This window comes from uncultured Microbacterium sp., assembly GCF_913776565.1.
Lineage (GTDB): Bacteria > Actinomycetota > Actinomycetes > Actinomycetales > Microbacteriaceae > Microbacterium.
Window position 1 is genome coordinate 14,582 of the sequence record NZ_CAJYPF010000009.1, and the last position, 19,005, is coordinate 33,586.

17 protein-coding genes, 1 tRNA gene and 1 pseudogene are annotated in these 19,005 nt (G+C 70.4%); 2 read left to right on the plus strand and 17 right to left on the minus strand.

What is annotated here, in order from left to right:
• The first annotated feature begins 12 nt into the window (after positions 1-12).
• Entirely contained in the window at positions 13-444 is a 432-nt protein-coding gene (locus QZ433_RS00555; RefSeq protein WP_295779514.1) for a hotdog fold thioesterase, read from the plus strand.
• Between the two features lie 133 nt (positions 445-577).
• Here QZ433_RS00555 and QZ433_RS00560 read toward each other — a convergent pair whose 3' ends face one another.
• The 16 genes from QZ433_RS00560 to rpe all read right to left on the minus strand — a co-directional run bounded on the left by QZ433_RS00560 (position 578) and on the right by rpe (position 17,084).
• The gene (locus QZ433_RS00560; protein WP_076675473.1) at positions 578-1,198 is read right to left on the minus strand and encodes a response regulator; all 621 of its coding nucleotides are present in this window, start codon (positions 1,196-1,198) and stop codon (positions 578-580) included.
• A gap of 59 nt (positions 1,199-1,257) precedes the next feature.
• Positions 1,258-1,338 (minus strand) — tRNA-Leu (locus QZ433_RS00565).
• An 88-nt stretch (positions 1,339-1,426) separates the two neighbouring features.
• On the minus strand, positions 1,427-2,872 hold the full coding sequence (gene pyk, locus QZ433_RS00570) for a pyruvate kinase (RefSeq protein WP_295779515.1): 1,446 nt from the start codon (positions 2,870-2,872) through the stop codon (positions 1,427-1,429).
• A gap of 55 nt (positions 2,873-2,927) precedes the next feature.
• Positions 2,928-4,394: a glutamate synthase subunit beta gene (locus QZ433_RS00575; RefSeq protein WP_295779516.1), complete on the minus strand. Its 1,467-nt coding sequence runs from the start codon at positions 4,392-4,394 to the stop codon at positions 2,928-2,930.
• Entirely contained in the window at positions 4,387-8,964 is a 4,578-nt protein-coding gene (gltB, locus tag QZ433_RS00580; RefSeq protein WP_295779517.1) for a glutamate synthase large subunit, read from the minus strand. Before gltB ends, QZ433_RS00575 begins: the two co-directional genes overlap by 8 nt.
• A gap of 52 nt (positions 8,965-9,016) precedes the next feature.
• Entirely contained in the window at positions 9,017-10,021 is a 1,005-nt protein-coding gene (lgt, locus tag QZ433_RS00585; RefSeq protein WP_295779518.1) for a prolipoprotein diacylglyceryl transferase, read from the minus strand.
• Positions 10,022-10,031: 10 nt separating this feature from the next.
• Positions 10,032-10,823 (minus strand): tryptophan synthase subunit alpha, encoded by a 792-nt coding sequence (gene trpA, locus QZ433_RS00590; protein ID WP_295779519.1) that lies wholly within the window; start codon positions 10,821-10,823, stop codon positions 10,032-10,034.
• Positions 10,820-12,163 carry a tryptophan synthase subunit beta gene (gene trpB, locus QZ433_RS00595; protein ID WP_295779520.1) on the minus strand — a complete coding sequence of 448 codons (1,344 nt, stop codon included), beginning with the start codon at positions 12,161-12,163 and terminating at the stop codon, positions 10,820-10,822. The genes trpA and trpB overlap by 4 nt, the downstream gene beginning before the upstream one ends.
• Entirely contained in the window at positions 12,160-12,936 is a 777-nt protein-coding gene (gene trpC, locus QZ433_RS00600) for an indole-3-glycerol phosphate synthase TrpC (protein WP_295779521.1), read from the minus strand. The genes trpB and trpC overlap by 4 nt, the downstream gene beginning before the upstream one ends.
• A gap of 2 nt (positions 12,937-12,938) precedes the next feature.
• A complete protein-coding gene (locus QZ433_RS00605; protein WP_108320480.1) occupies positions 12,939-13,169 on the minus strand; it encodes a DUF6704 family protein in 231 nt (76 codons plus the stop codon).
• A 228-nt stretch (positions 13,170-13,397) separates the two neighbouring features.
• Positions 13,398-13,985, minus strand: coding sequence for a Trp biosynthesis-associated membrane protein (locus QZ433_RS00610; protein WP_295779522.1), 588 nt, complete (start codon positions 13,983-13,985; stop codon positions 13,398-13,400).
• A complete protein-coding gene (gene hisI, locus QZ433_RS00615; RefSeq protein ID WP_056231816.1) occupies positions 13,985-14,323 on the minus strand; it encodes a phosphoribosyl-AMP cyclohydrolase in 339 nt (112 codons plus the stop codon). The genes QZ433_RS00610 and hisI overlap by 1 nt, the downstream gene beginning before the upstream one ends.
• Positions 14,320-15,084: an imidazole glycerol phosphate synthase subunit HisF gene (gene hisF, locus QZ433_RS00620; RefSeq protein ID WP_295779523.1), complete on the minus strand. Its 765-nt coding sequence runs from the start codon at positions 15,082-15,084 to the stop codon at positions 14,320-14,322. Before hisF ends, hisI begins: the two co-directional genes overlap by 4 nt.
• Positions 15,084-15,926: an ATP phosphoribosyltransferase gene (gene hisG / locus QZ433_RS00625; RefSeq protein WP_295779524.1), complete on the minus strand. Its 843-nt coding sequence runs from the start codon at positions 15,924-15,926 to the stop codon at positions 15,084-15,086. Before hisG ends, hisF begins: the two co-directional genes overlap by 1 nt.
• Before the next feature lie 46 nt (positions 15,927-15,972).
• Complete coding sequence (locus QZ433_RS00630) at positions 15,973-16,236, minus strand: phosphoribosyl-ATP diphosphatase (RefSeq protein WP_094732978.1); 264 nt, start codon at positions 16,234-16,236, stop codon at positions 15,973-15,975.
• A 182-nt stretch (positions 16,237-16,418) separates the two neighbouring features.
• Positions 16,419-17,084: a ribulose-phosphate 3-epimerase gene (gene rpe / locus QZ433_RS00635; protein WP_295779525.1), complete on the minus strand. Its 666-nt coding sequence runs from the start codon at positions 17,082-17,084 to the stop codon at positions 16,419-16,421.
• A 70-nt stretch (positions 17,085-17,154) separates the two neighbouring features.
• Here rpe and QZ433_RS00640 point away from each other — a divergent pair, with 70 nt between their 5' ends.
• Positions 17,155-18,348 (plus strand): hypothetical protein, encoded by a 1,194-nt coding sequence (locus QZ433_RS00640; protein WP_295779526.1) that lies wholly within the window; start codon positions 17,155-17,157, stop codon positions 18,346-18,348.
• Between the two features lie 40 nt (positions 18,349-18,388).
• Here the strand turns inward: QZ433_RS00640 and QZ433_RS00645 are convergent.
• Positions 18,389-19,005 (minus strand): annotated as a pseudogene (locus QZ433_RS00645) (rRNA small subunit methyltransferase B); the annotation flags it as partial.

A 19,005-nucleotide genomic window follows, 5' to 3' on the forward strand; every position in this document is an offset into this window, starting at 1 on the left:
CTGAAGGCGACGATGAGCTCCACGACCCCCGACACCACCAGCGGACTCGACTGGGCACGCGAGCGCGGAATGGGTGCCCTCGCCCAGAAGATGGGCATCGAGTGGGTCGAGTTCTCGGTCGAGCGCAGCGTCGCGACCATGCCCGTCGAGGGCAACACCCAGCCGGTGGGACTGCTTCACGGCGGCGCGTACGTCGTGCTCGGCGAGTCGCTCGGCTCGATGGCGGCGAACCTCTACGCCGGCTCCGGAAAGCTCGCCGTCGGCATCGACATCAACGCCACCCACACGCGTTCGGTGACGTCCGGCATCGTGACGGGCGTGTGCACCCCGATCCACCTGGGGCGGTCGCTCACCGTGCACGAGATCGCCGTCTCCGACGAGCAGGGCCGCCGGTGCTCGACGATCCGCATCACGAACATGATCAAGGACGCCCCCGCGTCCTGACGCCCGGGGCGTCCGGTGGCTTCGACGAGCTCAGCCACCTCGGCGCGGAGGACCCTGAGCCTGTCGAAGGGTCCGGGCCCCAACGAGAAATGGATGCCACCGACGTGGCATCCATTCTCGAAAAGCGTTGCGCTCAGCCCTTCTTGGGGGCCAGCTGCTCGATGATCGCCTTGGCGACGTCCTGCATGGTCAGGCGGCGGTCCATGGACGCCTTCTGGATCCAGCGGAAGGCCTCGGGCTCGCTCAGGCCCATCTTCTCGTTGAGCAGGCCCTTGGCCCGGTCGACGAGCTTGCGGGTCTCGAAGCGCTCGACCATGTCGGCGACCTCGGCCTCGAGCGTGATGATCTGCTCGTACCGCGCGAGGGCGATCTCGATCGCGGGCAGCAGGTCGTTGGGGGTGAACGGCTTGACGACGTAGGCCAGCGCGCCGGCCTCGCTCGCGCGCTCGACGAGCTCCTTCTGGCTGAACGCGGTCAGCAGCACGACGGGGGCGATGTGGTTCTTGCTGAGCTTCTCGGCGGCGCTGATGCCGTCGAGCTGCGGCATCTTGACGTCCATGATCACCAGATCGGGGCGCAGCTCGGTGGCCAGCTGCACCGCGGTCTCGCCGTCGCCGGCCTCGCCCACGACGTCGAAGCCGTTGTCGCGGAGGATCTCGACGATGTCGAGGCGGATCAGCGACTCGTCTTCCGCGACGACGACGCGACGCGGTGCGGTCGGCGCGGTGGCGGGGGCGGCTTCTTGATCAGTCACGGGACCATCCTAGAACGTGGATTCGCGCACCCACGGGAAGCCGCGGATGCGATAGGGCGTACCGGTGGTGGGACTCGAACCCACACGTCTTTCGACAGAGCATTTTGAGTGCCCCGCGTCTGCCATTCCGCCACACCGGCAAGTGTCGTCGTCCAGATTACCCGTGCACACGCGCGGGCGCTGAACGCGACGACGCGCGCCGGGCGGACCCGGCGCGCGTCGTGGGGCTCAGGCCTCCTGGTAGCCCGGGGCCGCACCGTGGACGGCGTCGCCCACGCGGTGCACGCGCAGGTCGTTCGTCGAGCCGGCGATTCCGGGAGGGGAACCCGAGATCACGACGACCTTGTCGCCGACCTTGGCCAGGTCGTTGGCGAGCAGGTAGTCGTCGACCTGCAGGAACATCTTGTCGGTGTGCGACACGTGCTCGACGAGGGTCGAGCGCACGCCCCACGTCAGCGCCAGGCGACGGCGGATGCCGGGCTCGGGCGTGAACGCGATCATCGGGATCGTCGAGCGCAGGCGCGACATGCGACGAGCCGAGTCACCGGACTCGGTGAAGACGCAGAGGTACTTGGCATCCACGAAGTCGGCGACCTCGACGGCGGCGAGGGTGATCGCACCACCCTGGGTGCGCGGCTTGTTGGTGAGCGGCGCGATGCGCTCCAGGCCGTGCTCCTCGGTGGACTCCACGATGCGCGCCATGGTCTCGACGACGACGACGGGGTACGTGCCGACGCTCGTCTCGCCCGAGAGCATGACGGCGTCCGCGCCGTCGAGGACGGCGTTGGCGACGTCGGACGTCTCGGCGCGGGTGGGCACCGGGTTGGTGATCATCGACTCGAGCATCTGCGTCGCCACGATGACCGGCTTGGCCATGCGGCGGGCGAGCTCGACCGCACGCTTCTGGACGATCGGCACGGCCTCGAGCGGCAGCTCGACGCCCAGGTCGCCGCGAGCGACCATGATGCCGTCGAACGCGTCGATGATCTCTTCGAGGTTGTCGACCGCCTGCGGCTTCTCGATCTTGGCGATGACGGGGATGTAACGCCCCTCTTCGGCCATGATCTCGTGGACGCGCTCGATGTCCTTCGCGTCGCGCACGAACGACAGGGCGATCAGGTCGGCGCCGGCCTTGAGGCCCCACCGCAGGTCGGCCTCGTCCTTCTCGCTGAGCGCGGGGACGTTGACGGCCACGCCGGGCAGGTTGATGCCCTTGTTGTTCGAGACCGGCCCGCCCACGATGACGCGGGTGGTGACGACGGTGCCGTCGGTCTCGACGACCTCGACGCGCACCTTGCCGTCGTCGATGAGCAGGAAGTCGCCGGGGCGGACGTCCTGGGGCAGGCCCTTGAACGTCGTTCCGACGATCTCCTTGGTGCCGAGGATGTCCTCGACGGTGATCTTGAAGATGTCACCGGGCAGCAGGTCGTGGGGACCGTTCTCGAACTTGCCGAGGCGGATCTTGGGGCCCTGCAGGTCCACGAGGGCGGCGACCGGGCGACCGGCGTCCTCCGCGGCCTTGCGCACGTTGGCGAAGTTGGCGTCGTGCACGGAGTAGTCTCCGTGGCTCAGGTTCAGGCGGGCGACGTCCACTCCGGCGTCGATGATGGCGCGAACCATCTCATACGACGACGTTGCGGGCCCGAGTGTTGCGACGATCTTGGCGCGTCTCATCCGTTTTCAAGCTCCGTGAGGATTTTCGGGAAGTGGCCGATCGGCCCTTGCCAGCTTAGGCGGGCAGCAGGCCGATGGCGACATCGGTCGGGCGCACCGGTGCCGGCAGCACCGTCTCGCCCATGAGGAACGTGTCGACCTCGGCGGCGGCCGCGCGGCCCTCGGCGATGGCCCACACGATCAGGGACTGTCCGCGGCCCGCATCACCGGCGACGAACACCCCCGGCGTGCTGGTGGCGTAGGTGGCGTCGCGCTCGACGTTGCCGCGACCGGTGAACTGCGTGCCGAGCTGCTGCTCGAGCAGGTCGCGCTCGGGGCCGGTGAAGCCCATCGCGATCAGCACGAGGTCGGCGGGGATCTCGCGCTCGGTGCCGCTCTTGGGCACGCGACGGCCGTCGACGTATTCGGTCTCGGCGACGCGGAGAGCGCGCACCTCGCCCGCGGCGTTGCCGAGGAATTCCACCGTCGAGGCCAGGAAGGTACGCTCCCCGCCCTCTTCGTGAGCGGATGCCATCTCGAACAGGTTCGGCATCATGGGCCACGGCTGCTCGGCGGGGCGCTCCGACGGCGGCTGCTTGCCGATCGCGAGGTTGGTCACGCTGAGTGCGCCCTGGCGGTGCGCGGTGCCGATGCAGTCGGCTCCGGTGTCGCCGCCGCCGATCACGACGACGTGCTTGCCCTCGGCGGTGATCTGGTGCGGGACCTGGTCGCCCGCGACGGCCTTGTTGCCCTCGATGAGGTACTCCATGGCGAAGTGGACGCCGTCCAGGTCGCGGCCCGGGATCGCCAGGTCGCGCGGCACCGTCGAGCCGGTCGCGACCACGACGGCGTCGTAGCGCGCCCGCAGGTCGCTCCACGACACGTCCTTGCCGATCTCGACGCCCGCGCGGAAGCGCGTGCCCTCGGCCTGCATCTGGCGCAACCGCTGCTCGAGGTGGCGCTTCTCCATCTTGAAGTCCGGAATGCCGTAGCGCAGCAGTCCGCCAATGCGGTCGTCGCGCTCGAAGACGGCGACCGTGTGACCGGCGCGCGTGAGCTGCTGCGCGGCCGCGAGCCCTGCGGGGCCGGAGCCGACCACCGCGACGGTCTTGCCCGTTAGTCGCTCCGGCGGCTCGGGCTCGACCCAGCCGTTGCCAAACGCCTCGTCGATGATCGAGACCTCGACCTGCTTGATCGTCACGGCGGGCTGGTTGATGCCGAGCACGCACGAGCTCTCGCACGGGGCGGGGCACAGGCGGCCGGTGAACTCCGGGAAGTTGTTCGTCGCGTGCAGGCGCTCGATCGCCGCGCGGCCCTCGCCGCGCCAGGTGAGGTCGTTCCACTCGGGGATCAGGTTGCCCAGCGGGCATCCCTTGTGGCAGAACGGGATGCCGCAGTCCATGCAGCGACCGGCCTGGCGCTTGATGACGGCCGAGTCGCCCGGCTCGTACACCTCTTTCCAGTCCATGATGCGCACGGGCACCGGTCGACGCTTCGGGAGCTCGCGCTCCGTGGTCTTGAGAAAGCCCTTCGGGTCAGCCACCCGTCACCTCCAGAATGCGCTTCCAGACGACGTCGCCGTCGGGGTCGAGCCCCTCGGTGACCGCCTCCTGGCGGGTCTGCAGCACGGCGGCGTAGTCGCGCGGCAGCACCCGGACGAAGTTGTCCACCTCGGCCTCGAAATCGTCGAGCAGACGACGGGCCAGCGTGGAATCGGTCTCTGCGACGTGCTTCTCGAGCAGGTCGCGGAGGATCTCGGCATCCCCGGATCCGAGGGCGCCCAGAACCAGCTCACCGGATGCCATGGCCTCGCGGTTGACCAGGTCGCGGTCGAGCTTGTAGACGTAGGCCTGGCCTCCGGACATGCCGGCGCCCAGGTTGCGGCCCGTCGAGCCGAGGATCACGGCCAGACCGCCCGTCATGTACTCCAGCGCGTGGTCGCCCACGCCCTCGACCACCGCGGTGGCCCCGGAGTTGCGCACGAGGAACCGCTCCCCCACGACGCCGTTCAGGAACATCTGCCCCTGGGTGGCGCCGTAGCCGATGACGTTTCCGGCGATGACGTTCTCGCTCGCGGCGAAGGTGGAGCCGCGCGGGGGGCGCACGACGATCGTGCCCCCGGACAGGCCCTTGCCGACGTAGTCGTTGGAGTCGCCCTCGAGCCGCAGCGTGATGCCGGCGGGCATGAACGCGCCGAAGGACTGACCGGCCGACCCGGACAGGCGGACGTCGATCGAGTTCTCGGGCAGACCGTGCTCACCGTGCGCCTTGGTGACGTGGTGGCCCAGCATGGTCCCCACCGCGCGGGCGGTGTTGCGGATCGGCAGGTCGATGGTGAGCTGACCGCCGTGCGCGATGACATCCTGCGCGCGCTCGATGAGCTGCACGTCGAAGTGGTCCTCGAGTTCGTGGTCCTGGTTGCGCGCGTGGCGACGCGGCTCGTCCTCGGCGAAGCGGGGCCCCTCGAGGATGGGCGCGAGGTTGAGCCCGCGCGCCTTCCAGTGCTGGATGGCCTCGTTCGCGTCGAGCAGTTCGGCGCGACCGACGATCTCGTCGATCGAGCGGTAGCCGAGGGCGGCGAGGTACTCGCGCACCTCCTGGGCGATGAACTCCATGAAGTTCACGATGTACTCGGCCTTGCCCGTGAAGCGCTCGCGCAGGACGGGGTTCTGCGTCGCCACACCCACCGGGCAGGTGTCGAGATGGCAGACGCGCATCATGATGCAGCCCGAGACGACGAGGGGCGCGGTGGCGAAACCGAACTCCTCGGCACCCAGCAGCGCGCCGATGATGACGTCGCGACCGGTCTTCATCTGCCCGTCGACCTGCACGACGACGCGGTCGCGCATGCCGTTGAGCATCAGCGTCTGCTGCGTCTCGGCCAGACCGAGCTCCCACGGGGTGCCGGCGTGCTTGAGCGAGTTCATGGGGCTGGCGCCCGTGCCGCCGTCCTGGCCCGAGACCAGGATGACGTCGCTCAGAGCCTTGGCGACACCGGCCGCGACCGCACCGATACCGGACTGGCTCACCAGCTTGGTGTGGATGCGGGCCGAGGGGTTGGCGCGCTTGAGGTCGAAGATGAGCTGCTTGAGGTCTTCGATCGAGTAGATGTCGTGGTGCGGCGGCGGCGAGATGAGTCCCACCCCGGCGGTCGCGTGACGCGTGCGCGCCACCCACGGGTACACCTTGGTCGGCGGCAGCTGACCGCCCTCGCCGGGCTTGGCGCCCTGCGCGAGCTTGATCTGGATGTCGTCCGCCTCGGTGAGGTACAGACTCGTGACGCCGAAGCGACCGGATGCCACCTGCTTGATGGCACTGCGACGCTCGGGGTCGAGCAGACGATCGACGTCTTCTCCGCCCTCGCCGGTGTTGCTCTTGCCGCCGATGCGGTTCATCGCGACAGCCAGCACCTCGTGCGCCTCTTTCGAGATCGAGCCGTAGCTCATCGCACCGGTGGAGAAGCGCTTCACGATCGCCGAGACCGGCTCGACCTCGTCGATCGGCACGGCCGGGCGCGTTCCCGTGCGCAGACCGAACAGACCGCGCAGGGTCTTCAGCTCGTGCGCCTGGTCGTCGATCAGCTGCGTGTACTCGCGGAAGATGTCGTACCGGCGCTCGCGCGTGGCGTGCTGCAGACGGAACACCGTGTCGGGGTTGAACAGGTGCGGGGCGCCGTCGCGACGCCACTGGTACTCGCCGCCGGTCCACAGGCGCTCGTGCGCGCGGGCCGCGGCGTCCTGCGGGTAGGCGTACTCGTGGCGTGCGGCGTTCTCGGCCGCGATGACGTCGAGGCCGACGCCGCCGAGCTTGGTCTCGGTGCCGGTGAAGTAGGCGTCGATGAAGTCGCGCGAGAGGCCGACGGCCTCGAACACCTGGGCGCCGGCGTACGACGACACCGTGGAGATGCCCATCTTCGACATGATCTTCAGCACGCCCTTGCCGAGCGCGTAGATCAGGTTTTTGACGGCCTTCTCGGGTGTGACGTTCGTGATGAAGCCCGCGCGCACGAGGTACTCGACGGTCTCCATCGCGAGGTACGGGTTGACCGCGGACGCGCCGTATCCGATGAGGGTGGCGACGTGGTGCACCTCGCGGACGTCGCCCGCTTCGACCACGAGACCGACCTTCATGCGCGTCTCTTTGCGGATGAGGTGGTGGTGCACCGCGGCGAGCATGAGCAGCGAGGGGATGGGCGCGAGGTCCTTGTTGGAGTCGCGGTCGCTGAGCACGATGAACTCGGCGCCGTCCTCGATGGCCTGATCGACCTCGGTGCACATCTGCGTGAGGCGCTTCTGCAGACCCTTGTGGCCGGCCTCGACGCGGTACAGACCGCGGATCGTCACCGACGAGCGCCCCGGCAGGGCCGTGTCGATGTGCTGGATCTTGGCGAGCTCGTCGTTGTCGATGACGGGGAAGTCCAGCGTGACGGTGCGGGTGTGGTCGGGACCCCAGTCGAGCAGGTTGCGCTCGGGACCGAGCCCCAGCGACAGCGAGGTGACGACCTCTTCGCGGATCGAGTCCAGCGGCGGGTTGGTGACCTGCGCGAACTGCTGCGAGAAGTAGTCGAACAGCAGCCGCGGGCGATCGCTCAGCACGGCGACGGGCGCGTCGCTGCCCATCGCGCCGAGCGGCTCGGTGCCGCCCTGACCCATCGGGGTGAGCAGGATGCGCACCTCTTCTTCGGTGTAGCCGAAGGTGCGCTGGCGGCGCGTGATCGAGGCGATGGGGTGCACGATGTGCTCGCGCTCGGGGAGCTCGCTGAGCTTCACGCGGCCCTTGTCGACCCACTCGCCCCACGGCTGGAGCGCGGCGAGGTCGGCCTTGATCTCCTCGTCCTCGACGATGCGGCGCTGGGCCGTGTCGACGAGGAACATGCGACCGGGCTGCAGGCGCCCGCGGCGCTTGATGCGCTCGGGGGCGAAGTCCAGCACGCCGGTCTCGGAGCCGATCACGACGAGGCCGTCGGTGGTCTCGGTCCAGCGACCCGGACGCAGACCGTTGCGGTCGAGGGTCGCACCGACCAGGGTGCCGTCCGTGAAGATCAGCGCCGCCGGGCCGTCCCACGGCTCCATCTGCATCGAGTGGTAATCGTAGAACGCGCGCAGGTCGGGGTCGATCGTGGCCTGCTTCTCGTAGGCCTCGGGGACCATCATCATGATGGCGTGCGGAAGGCTGCGCCCGGTGAGCGTCAGCAGCTCGAGGACCTCGTCGAACGACGCAGAGTCGCTCGCGCCCTCGGTGCAGATGGGCAGCAGGGGACGCACGTCGCCGATGAGCTCGGACTCGAGCTGCGACTGACGCGCGCGCATCCAGTTGCGGTTGCCCTTGACGGTGTTGATCTCGCCGTTGTGCGCGAGCATGCGCAGGGGCTGCGCGAGCGGCCACGACGGGAAGGTGTTGGTCGAGTAGCGCGAGTGCACCACGGCCAGCTCCGACGCGAAACGCTCGTCCGACAGGTCGGGGTAGAAGGGCTCGAGCTGCAGGGTCGTGACCATACCCTTGTAGCCGAGGGTGCGACTCGACAGTGAGACGAAGTACGCCTCGAGCTCGTGACGCGCGCGCTTGCGCAGACGGTAGACGCGGCGGTCGAGGGCGATGCCCGACAGCGCCGGCTGGTCGCCGACCGCGGGCCGCGACACGAAGAGCTGCTCGAACGCCGGCCGTGCTTCGTAGGCGAGCTTGCCCAGGTTCTCGGTCTCGACGGGCACCTCTCGCCAGCCGAGGACCTCGAGGTTCTCGTGGCGCGCGAGCTCTTCGATACCCGCCTTCATCGCGGTGCGCTCGTCATGACCGAGCGGCAGGAAGACCATTCCCGCGGCGTACTCCCCCACCGGCGGCAGGTCGAAGTCGACCACGGCACGAAGGAACGCGTCGGGCATCTGCGTGAGGATGCCGGCGCCGTCACCGGTGCCCGCGTCGGAGCCGATGGCGCCGCGGTGCTCGAGGTTGCGCAGCGCCGTCAGCGCCAGGTCGATGATGTCGTGACCGGCTTCGCCGCGGAGGGTGGCGACCATGGCGAGGCCACAGGCGTCTTTCTCGAACGACGGGTCGTACATTCCCTGGCGGGCGGGGAATGCGCCTCCGACGGTGTCGGAACGCAGGCTGGAAGCCATATCAACCGTCCTCACGTTGATGCTTCGAATGGGACGACGTCGGCCCAGAGAGTTAGTTCGTGGCGGGGCTGCTTGTGGCGCTGGTGCCGACGGTGTCGCTCGTCGCGGGCGGCTCGCTCACGTCGACGAAGTCAGAGGGGTCGCCTGAGTCTACAGCCCCCGGAGCCTTGGACTCGCGCCCCGGAACGTACGGAGAGGGCTCGAGGCCGAAGTGACGGCGCGACTGCACGATGAAGATGACGATTCCGAGGACCACCCCGAAGATCGCGGCCCAGACGTTCGTCCGCAGTCCGAGGATGATGTCGCTGGGGTCGATGCGGATGGATTCCCAGACGATGCGGCCCGCGGAGTACCAGACGAGGTAGATCGCGAACTGCTTGCCCCACTGCAGGGTGAAACGCTTCCCGACGTACAGGATCACCGCGGCGCCGAGCAGGTTCCAGATGACCTCGTAGAGGAAAGTCGGCTGGAAAAGAGTGCCCGCTGGCAGTCCGACGGGGATGGCCGGGTTGCCCGCGGCGATCTCCAGACCCCAGGGCAGGTCGGTGGGCTGACCGAAGAGCTCCTGGTTGAACCAGTTGCCGAAGCGGCCCATGGCCTGCGCGATGATGAGGCCCGGGGCGAGGGCGTCCGCGAAGGTCCAGAAGCGGATGCCGGTCCACCGGCATCCGAGGATCGCGCCGATCGCGCCGCCGATGAGGGCGCCGTAGATCGCGATGCCGCCCTCCCAGATCGCCCACACGGATCCCGGCTGCGTGATGTTCCACGGGTTCGAGTTCGGTCCGAAGTAGAAGCCCAGGTGGGTGACCACGTGGTAGATGCGCGCGACGATGATCGCGAGCGGCACCGCCAGGAGGCAGATGTCGATGACGACCCACTTCTCGGCGCCGCGACGCGTCAGACGGGCGTTCGTGAGAAGCACCGCGACGATGATGCCCGCGACGATGCACAGGGCATAGAAGTGGATGCGGAGCGGGCCGAGATCGACGTAGGAGATCGACGGACTCGGGATGCTGGCGAGCACGCCGGAGGCGGCGCTCGAGAGGGCGAACGTCATGCAGACGAGTCTAGGCGCGCTGAACGGCGCCCGCGGACAGCTCCTTCGCGAGCGAGGAGAGCGCCTCGACACCGCCGTCGCGCAGGGCCTTGACCAGCGCGGTGCCCACGATCGCCCCGTCGGCGTACTCCACGACGCCGGCGACCTGCTCGGCGTTCGAGATGCCGATGCCGACGCACGCGTTCTCGGCTCCGAACGCGCGCAGACGCTCCACCAGGCCGCGGGCGGCGGCATCCAGTTCGGCCCGTTCTCCGGTGATGCCCATGGTCGAGACCGTGTACACGAAGCCCGTGGACGCGTCGACGATCATCTTCAGGCGCTCGTCGGACGAGGTGGGGGCGGCCAGGAACACGCGGTCCAGACCGGTGCGCTCGCTCGCCGTGATCCACGCTTCACCGGCATCGGGGGTGATGTCGGGTGTGATCAGGCCCGCTCCCCCGGCCGCGACGAGCTCGTCGGCGTAGCGATCGACGCCGTACTGCTCGACGAGGTTCCAGTACGTCATCACTAGCACGGGCACCTCGGTGCGCGCGGTGACCTCGCGGATGATCGTGAACAGGTCGCGCATGCGGAAGCCGTTGGCCAGCGCCGTCTGCGTCGCCTCCTGGATCACCAGGCCGTCCATCACGGGATCGCTGTAGGGCGGGCCGAGCTCGATGACGTCGGCCCCCGCCTCGGCGAGGGCGACGGCCGCCTCGATGCTGGTCTGCACGTCGGGGAAGCCGGCGGGAAGGTACCCGACGAACGCCCCGCGTCCGTCCCGGTGGGCCGCGTCGATCGCGGCGGCGACGCGTGAGGTCACAGCTCGACCCCCGCACCGCTGGCCGCGTCGGGGGCGGCGGTGACGTCGACCGGCGATCCGGGGGCGGATGCCACGGTCTCGGCCGCACGCGTCTGCGCCCGGCCCTCGACAGTCTCGGGCGCGTGCTCGGCGTCGTAGAGGTCGAAGTACCGGGCCGCGGTGTCCATGTCCTTGTCGCCGCGACCGGACAGGTTGATGGCGATCACGGCATCCGGGCCCAGCTCGCGGCCGATGCGCAGGGCGCCGGCGAGGGCGTGGGCGGACTCGATCGCGGGGATGATGCCCTCGGTGCGCGACAGCAGCCGCAGGGCCTGCATCGCCTCGTCGTCGGTCGCCGGGATGTACTGGGCGCGGCCGATGTCGGCGAGCCACGCGTGCTCGGGACCGACGCCGGGGTAGTCGAGGCCCGCCGAGATCGAGTGCGACTCGGTGGTCTGCCCGTCCTCGTCCTGCAGCACGTAGGTGCGCGCGCCGTGCAGCACGCCGGGGCGGCCGCGACCGATGGAGGCCGCGTGCTTGGGCGTGTCGACGCCGTCGCCGGCCGCCTCCACGCCATAGAGGGCCACGCCCTCGTCATCGAGGAACGCGTCGAACATGCCGATCGCGTTGGAGCCGCCGCCGACGCACGCGAAGACGGCGTCGGGGAGGCGGCCGAGCCGCTCGAGGAACTCGGCGCGGGTCTCTTCGCCGATGATCTTCTGGAAGTCGCGCACCATCGCCGGGAACGGGTGGGGACCCGCGGCGGTGCCGAAGATGTAGTTGGTCGTCTCGACCGAGGCGACCCAGTCGCGGTACGCCTCGTTGATGGCGTCCTTGAGGGTGCGCGAACCCGTGGTGACGGGCACGACCTCGGCGCCCAGCAGGCGCATGCGGGCGACGTTGAGAGCCTGACGCTCGGTGTCGACCTCGCCCATGTAGATGACGCAGTCCAGACCGAACAGCGCGGCGGCCGTGGCGGTCGCGACGCCGTGCTGGCCCGCTCCGGTCTCGGCGATCACGCGGGTCTTGCCGAGGCGCTTGGTGAGCAGGGCCTGGCCGAGCACATTGTTGATCTTGTGCGAGCCGGTGTGGTTGAGGTCCTCGCGCTTGAGGAAGACCCGCGCGCCTCCGGCGTGCGCGGCGAAGCGCGGCACCTCGGTCAGCACCGAGGGGCGCCCGGCGTAGTCGTGCAGAAGAGCGCGCAGCTCGGTCTGGAACTCGGGGTCGGCCATCGCCGACTCGTAGACCGCGGTCAGCTCGTCGATCGCGGCGATGAGCGACTCGGGCATGTAGCGGCCGCCGAAGTCGCCGAAGAACGGCCCCTTCTGGTCGCGGAGGTTCTGCGTGGGCAGGGTGGTCATGACGTCTCCTGGAGGAACGCGCGAAGGGTGGCGACCGGGTCTCCGGTCACGAGGGCCTCGCCCACGAGAACCACATCCGCGCCCGCGGCGCGATAGTGGGCGACGTCGGCGGGGGCGAGGACGGCGGACTCCGCGATCTTGACGGCATCCGCGGGGAAACGGTCGGCGAGTGAGCCGAACAGGTCCCGGTCGAGCTCGAAGGTCGAGAGGTTCCGCGCATTCACGCCGATGAGCTTCGCGCCCAACTGGCCGGCGCGGTCGAGCTCGTCGGCCGAGTGCGTCTCGACCAGGGCCGTCATGCCGAGCTCCGTCACGAGGGCGTAGAGCTCGGTGAGCGTCTTATGCTCGAGGGCCGCGACGATCAGCAGCACCAGGTCGGCTCCCGAGGCGCGGGCCTCGAGCACCTGATAGGGCGTGGCGATGAAGTCCTTGCGCAGCACCGGCACGCTCACCGCGGCGCGCACGGCCTCGAGGTCGGCGAGGCTGCCCTTGAACTTGCGCTGCTCGGTCAGCACCGAGATCGCCGAGGCCCCGCCCTCTTCGTACAGGCGGGCCTGCCGCGCGGGGTCGGGGATGGTCGCGAGGTCGCCGCGCGAGGGGCTCGCCCGCTTGACCTCGGCGATGACCTTGACCCGGTCGGCGGGGGCGAGCATCGCCAGCGCGTCGCGTGCCGGCGTCTGCGCGAGGGCGTCGCGCTCGACGTCGGCGAGCGATCGCGTCTGCCGGCGCTGCTCGGCGTCCTCTACCGCTCCGGCCGTCAGATCGGCCAGCACGGTCAGTGGGCCTTCGGGTTGGACTTCGCGCCGTTCGCGCCGTAGCCGGCCTTGGTCATGACGAAACCGACGATCGCCCCCACGACGAGCAGACCGACCGACGCCCACACCAGCACCGGCATGTCGAGCCAGAAGAACAGCGTGCCCAGCGTGAAGGCGACGAGCATGATGATCACGGCCGTCCAGGCGGCGGGCGAGTGTCCGTGGCCGGGATCGCCGATGGGGTTGCTCATGGGGCTCCTAACAGTCGCGCGCGGGCGCAGGGGAAAGCGTGGAGTCCAGTCTACCGAAGCGCGCCCCGGCCCTCCCGCCGACGTCTCGATGTCGCGAGGTCGGGCTCGCGGCGGTCTGTTGCGCCGTCCGGGCGGCGGTCGTCGCCGAGGAACGCTGTTCGTGCCGAGACACGCGGCGTCGTGGCGTGTCTCAGCAGCGGCAGCGTTTCTCGCGCGGTGACGGAAGGCTCAGGCCGTGGGGTCGTCGCCGCGCGAGAGGTCGTCCCACGAGTCGATCGCGTCGTGCGGGCGGCCGGTGTCGGCTCCCGCCTCGGTGGCGGTGCGGTACTTTCGGCTCGCGCCCGACGCCCACCGTCGCGCGGTCACGAGGGTGAAGACGGATGCCGCGGCCAGCACCAGCTGCGCGAGCAGCGTCACCGCCGGCCACGGGGTCAGCGACAGATCCGTCACGAGCGAGGCGACGGCATCCGTCCCCGAGATGCCGGTCGCGTCGGTGACGGTCGCCGCCGTGGCCGACACGGGCGGCGAGACGAGCAGCTGCGCCGTGCCGAGGCCCACGAGCGCGGCGATCAGCACGCCCAACGCGCCGAAGACGTAGCGCAGGACCGGGCCGACGATCGACAGCGCCGCACCGAGAGCCAGGGCTGCGAGGCTCAGCGGTGTGAGGACCGGGAGGGCCTCGGCCCCCGGGACGGCGAGGGTCTGCTGGGCGCCGTCGTCGAGGGTCACGTCGATCCACGTCTGGGTCGACGCGATGACGCCGATCGCCCCGGCCGCCAGCATCGCCAGCACCGCCGTCGATCGGGCGCGTCGCATCAGCGCTCCCCCACGACGGGGTGCAGGTCGTCGGCGTCGAAGCAGGTGTGGTCGCCGGTGTGACACGCGGCGCCGATCTGGTCGACCTCGATCAGCAGGGTGTCGCCGTCGCAGTCGAGCCGCGCACCCTTCACGAGCTGGATGTGGCCCGAGGTGTCGCCCTTGCGCCAGTACTCCTGACGCGAGCGCGACCAGAACGTCACGCGGCCGGTGGTGAGCGTGCGGTTCAGGGCCTCGGCATCCATCCACCCGACCATGAGCACCTCGCGCGAGTCGAACTGCTGGATCACCGCGGCGACCAGGCCGTCGGCGTCGTACTTCACGCGGTCGACGCTCATCGGCGCACCTCGATCCCCTCGGAGGCCATCGCGTCCTTGACCTGACCCACGGTCAACTGACCGGAGTGGAACACGGATGCCGCCAGCACGGCGTCGGCGCCGGCCTGCACGGCCGGGGCGAAGTGCTCGAGGGCGCCCGCCCCGCCCGACGCGATCACGGGGACCGCGGCGACCTGGCGCATGAGGCGGACGAGCTCGAGGTCGAAGCCCTGTTTCGTGCCGTCGGCGTCGATCGAGTTGACCAGCAGCTCGCCGGCTCCGCGCTCGACGGCCTCGCGCGCCCATTCGAGCGCGTCGAGGGTCGTCTCGGTGCGCCCGCCGTGGGTGGTCACGACGAAGCCGGAGGGGGTGGATGCCGCCCGCTTGACGTCGAGAGAGAGCACGATCACCTGCGCGCCGAAGCGATCGGCGATCTCGTCGATCAGCTGCGGACGAGCGATCGCGGCGGAGTTGACGCCGATTTTGTCGGCGCCGACCGCGAGCAGGCGCGCGACGTCGTCGGCGGAGCGGACTCCCCCGCCGACCGTGAGCGGGATGAAGACCTGCTCGGCGGTGCGGCGCACGACGTCGTAGGTCGTTGAGCGCTCGTCGACCGTGGCCGTGACGTCGAGGAAGGTGACCTCGTCGGCGCCCTGGTCGAAGTACAGTTTCGCCAGCTCGACCGGGTCGCCCATGTCGCGCAGGTCGAGGAAGTTGACGCCCTTGACGACGCGGCCCGCGGCGACGTCGAGGCAGGGGATGACGCGACGCGCGAGGGTCATCAGAGCCTCGCGGCGAGGATCTCGGTGACGAGGATCGCGCGCGCGCCGATCGCGTAGAGCGCGTCCATGACCTGGTTCACGTCGCGGCGCGGGCTCATCACCCGCACGGCGACCCACTCGGGGTCGCGCAGCGGCGAGATCGTGGGCGACTCCAGGCCCGGGGCCACGGCCACCGCCTGCTCGACGAGGGCGGCGGGCAGGTCGTAGTCGATGAGCACGTATCTGCGGGCGGCGAGCACGCCGCGCAGGCGCCGCAGCAGCGTCTCGGTGCCCTCGGCCTCCTGGGGGCCGGCGATGAGGACGGCGTCGCTCTCGAGCAGCACGGGGCCGAAGATCTCGAGCCCCGCCTGGCGGAGCGTGGTGCCGGTCGAGACGACGTCGGCGACGGCATCCGCCACCCCGAGCTGCACGGCGGACTCGACCGCGCCGTCGAGCGGCACGATGTCGACGGCGATGCCGCGTTCGTCGAGGAAGGCGTCGACCAGGCCGGGGTAGGCGGTGGCGACCCGCAGGCCCTGCAGGTCCTGCACGTCGGTGAAGCGGCCGGGCCGGCCGGCGAAGCGGAACGTGGACCCGGCGAAGCCGAGCGACTCGATCTCGCGGGCACCGGGCATGCGGGCATCGAGCAGCAGGTCGCGGCCCGTGATGCCGACATCGAGCGCGCCGGAGCCGACGTAGGTCGCGATGTCGCGGGGGCGCAGGTAGAAGAACTCGACCTCGTTGACGGGGTCGACGGTGTACAGGTCTTTCGAGTCGCGTCGTCCGGTGTAACCGGCCTCCGAGAGCATCTCGGCGGCGGTCTCGGCGAGCGACCCCTTGTTCGGCACGGCGATTCGCAGCATGTCGGGGGCTTTCGTGTGGGGTGAGCGTGTGGGAGTCGAGGCGGACTCAGAGATGTCGGTAGACGTCTTCGAGCGACAGTCCCTTGGCGAGCATGAGCGTCTGCAGGTGGTAGAGCAGCTGCGAGATCTCCTCGGCCGCGGCCTCGTCGGACTCGTACTCGGCGGCCATCCACACCTCGGCGGCCTCTTCGACGATCTTCTTGCCGATCGCGTGGACGCCCGCGTCGAGCTGGGCGACGGTGCCGGACCCCTCGGGTCGCTCGACGGCCTTGGCGCTGAGTTCCGCGAACAGGTCGTCGAAGGTCTTCACCCCTCCAGGGTATCGGGTCGGCGGGGGTGGGGCTGTCCGCCGGGCGGCGGGCGACGCCCGGCCTCGACAAACGCCGTCGAGGCGGGCGACGCCCGGCCTCGACAAACGCCGTCCCGTGCGAGACACGCGGCGAGACGGCGTTTCTGCACAGGCAGGGCGTTTATCGAGGTCGCGGGGGCGCCTCAGTGGCGGTGGCGCGCGGCGGAGGCGCGCAGCGACCGGATCGCCCGATCGGGGTCGTCGGCCCCGAACACCGCGGAGCCCGCGACGAACGTGTCCGCCCCGGCCTCGGCGGCCTGCGCGATCGTCGACTCGCCGATGCCGCCGTCGACCTGCAACCACACGCTCGAGCCGCGACGCTTCGCCTCGTCGGCCAGGGCGCGGAGCTTCGGCATGGTCTCCGGCATGAACGACTGTCCGCCGAACCCCGGTTCGACCGTCATGACCAGGATCTGGTCGAACTCGTCGAGCGCCTCGAACAGGTTCTGGACCGGCGTTCCCGGTTTGACCGCGACGCCCGCGCGTGCGCCGATCGACCGCAGCCGCCGCGCGAGCGCGATGGGCGAGGCCGCGGCCTCGAGGTGGAACGTGACGGATGCCGCACCCAGCTCGGCGTACGCGGGAGCCCACCGGTCGGGGTCGTCGATCATCAGGTGGACGTCCAGGGGGACGGGGCTGGTCTCCTGCACGCGGGTGACCATCTGCGGCCCGAAGGTGAGGTTGGGGACGAAGTGGTTGTCCATGACGTCGACGTGCACGAAATCCGCGCCGGCGATGCGAGCCAGCTCCGATTCCATGTTCACGAAGTCGGCGGCCAGGATGCTGGGGTTGATGCGCGGGGCGGACATGAGCACATTATCCCGTTCGCGGTGCGCGGCTCCGGCGGGGTGGCCGGCAGCGAGCCGACAAGGTGGAGCCGTGACGACACACGAAGACCCGCGAGCGGGCGAGAGTGCCGTTCCCGTCTGGGACGCCGAGCGCGGCCGGTGGGTGGCGAACGGCTACGGCTGGGACGGGGAGCGGGAGCGATGGCTCGCGCTGTCTCCCGCGGACACCACGGCATCCCCGCAGAGGACGACCCGGCCGGGGTTGCCGCGCTCGACGTCGCGCCGGCGCGTCGTCCGGGTCGTCGCCGCGGCCACCGCGGTGACGGCGATGCTCGCGGGCCTGGTGTTCGTCGGCCTGAACGCGCTCGGGCTCGGTGGTCGACCTCCGCGTATCGGCACCGACCCCGCGACCGTCGTGACGACCTACCTGGAGGCGATCGCGGATGCCGACGCGACCACCGCGTTGGGGCAGCTCGCGCAGGTGCCCGGCGATCGATCGTTCCTCACCGACGAGATGCTGCGCGCCTCGGCCGGACACGCGCCGATCGCCGAGATCTCGGTCCTGCGCCCCCACCCCCGCACACCCGACCCGCTGCACCTCGACGTGACAGCGACGTTCAGCGTCGGAGGGACGCCCGCCACGGCGACCTTCCCGCTCGTGCGCACCGGCCTCGACTCCCCGTGGAGGCTCGGCCGGGGCACCCTCGAGGTCGTGATGCCGCCGGCGGCCGACGGGCTCGTGGTGACCGTGAACGGGCAGGCGGTCGGTGCGGACGTGATCGAGGTCTTCCCCGGAACGTACGAGCTGGCCTCGACCACCCCGGCGTTCGTCCTGCGCGGGGGCACCGTGCAGACCCTCGTCGATCCCGCATCGACGTCGCCCGCGTTCACCGACATCCGCGCCGAGCTGACCGACTCAGGCCTGGCGACCTTCCGGACCGCCGTGGCCGACGCGGTGCACGTCTGCGTGGCCGCGACGTCGCTCGCCGCCGGGTGCGGGCTCGACCTGCCCCCCACGACGAACGACGGCATCCGCCTCATCGACGGCACCGTCCACCGCTCCCTGTCCGGTTCGACCGAGGCCGCGCTCGCGCACCTCGAACCCGACGGATCCTCCCCCGCCGCGCTGCAGATCGCCGCGAACCGGCTCGGCGAGGTGGACGCGACCGCCGACTGCGAGAAGGACGGTCGGCGCTATACCGGCTGTACCTTCCACGGCCTGCCGGGGCTGGGCTCACCCGTCGTCGATTTCTCCACGAGCCCCCCGCTGGTGCGCTGGGACTGAACGCCCGCGCCCGCCCGGGCGGTTGGAGACGGCGGCCGGGTCAGCGCTTGCGCAGCAGAGCGATCGACATCGCGTCGGTGCCGTGGCGGTGCGGCCACAGCTGCGCGCGCAGCGAACCGTCCGCCTGGGCGGGCAGGTCGATGTCGTCGACCGCGATGTCGCGCACCACGGCTCGGGCGTCGAGCTCCTCGACCGCGGCGCCGAGTTCGCGCTTCACCTCGGCGAGCACCCCGCTGGTCTCGGCGAGGTGCGGCGAGCAGGTGACGTAGGCGACGACCCCTCCCGGGGCGAGGGCTCGGAACGCCGCCAGGACCAGGTCGAGCTGCAACGCGGTGAGATCGGGGACGTCGGACGGCGTCTTGCGCCACCGCGCCTCGGGCCGACGACGCAGTGCGCCGATGCCGGTGCACGGAGCGTCGACGAGGATGCGGTCGTACTGCCCCGAGGCCCGGGCCGCACGCTCACGTCCGTCCTCTTCGCTCACCTCCACCTCGAGCGGCACGGATGCCACGGCCTGACGAACGAGACCGGCGCGCGCCGGCGAGATCTCGTTCGCGTCCAGATGCGCGCGGTGGGTCAGCGCTTCGGCCGCGAGGAGTGCGGTCTTGCCGCCGGGGCCCGCGCAGAGGTCCAGCCAGCGCTCGCCCTCGCGCACGG

Bases quoted from the DNA above. Each gene is read 5' to 3' on its own strand.
- QZ433_RS00555 (WP_295779514.1), top strand. From the start codon at position 13: ATGAGCTCCACGACCCCCGACACCACCAGCGGACTCGACTGGGCACGC.
- pyk (WP_295779515.1), bottom strand. From the start codon at position 2,872: ATGAGACGCGCCAAGATCGTCGCAACACTCGGGCCCGCAACGTCGTCG.
- gltB (WP_295779517.1), bottom strand. From the start codon at position 8,964: ATGGCTTCCAGCCTGCGTTCCGACACCGTCGGAGGCGCATTCCCCGCC.
- lgt (WP_295779518.1), bottom strand. From the start codon at position 10,021: ATGACGTTCGCCCTCTCGAGCGCCGCCTCCGGCGTGCTCGCCAGCATC.
- trpB (WP_295779520.1), bottom strand. From the start codon at position 12,163: ATGACCACCCTGCCCACGCAGAACCTCCGCGACCAGAAGGGGCCGTTC.
- QZ433_RS00605 (WP_108320480.1), bottom strand. From the start codon at position 13,169: ATGAGCAACCCCATCGGCGATCCCGGCCACGGACACTCGCCCGCCGCC.
- QZ433_RS00610 (WP_295779522.1), bottom strand. From the start codon at position 13,985: ATGCGACGCGCCCGATCGACGGCGGTGCTGGCGATGCTGGCGGCCGGG.
- hisI (WP_056231816.1), bottom strand. From the start codon at position 14,323: ATGAGCGTCGACCGCGTGAAGTACGACGCCGACGGCCTGGTCGCCGCG.
- hisF (WP_295779523.1), bottom strand. From the start codon at position 15,084: ATGACCCTCGCGCGTCGCGTCATCCCCTGCCTCGACGTCGCCGCGGGC.
- hisG (WP_295779524.1), bottom strand. From the start codon at position 15,926: ATGCTGCGAATCGCCGTGCCGAACAAGGGGTCGCTCGCCGAGACCGCC.
- rpe (WP_295779525.1), bottom strand. From the start codon at position 17,084: ATGTCCGCCCCGCGCATCAACCCCAGCATCCTGGCCGCCGACTTCGTG.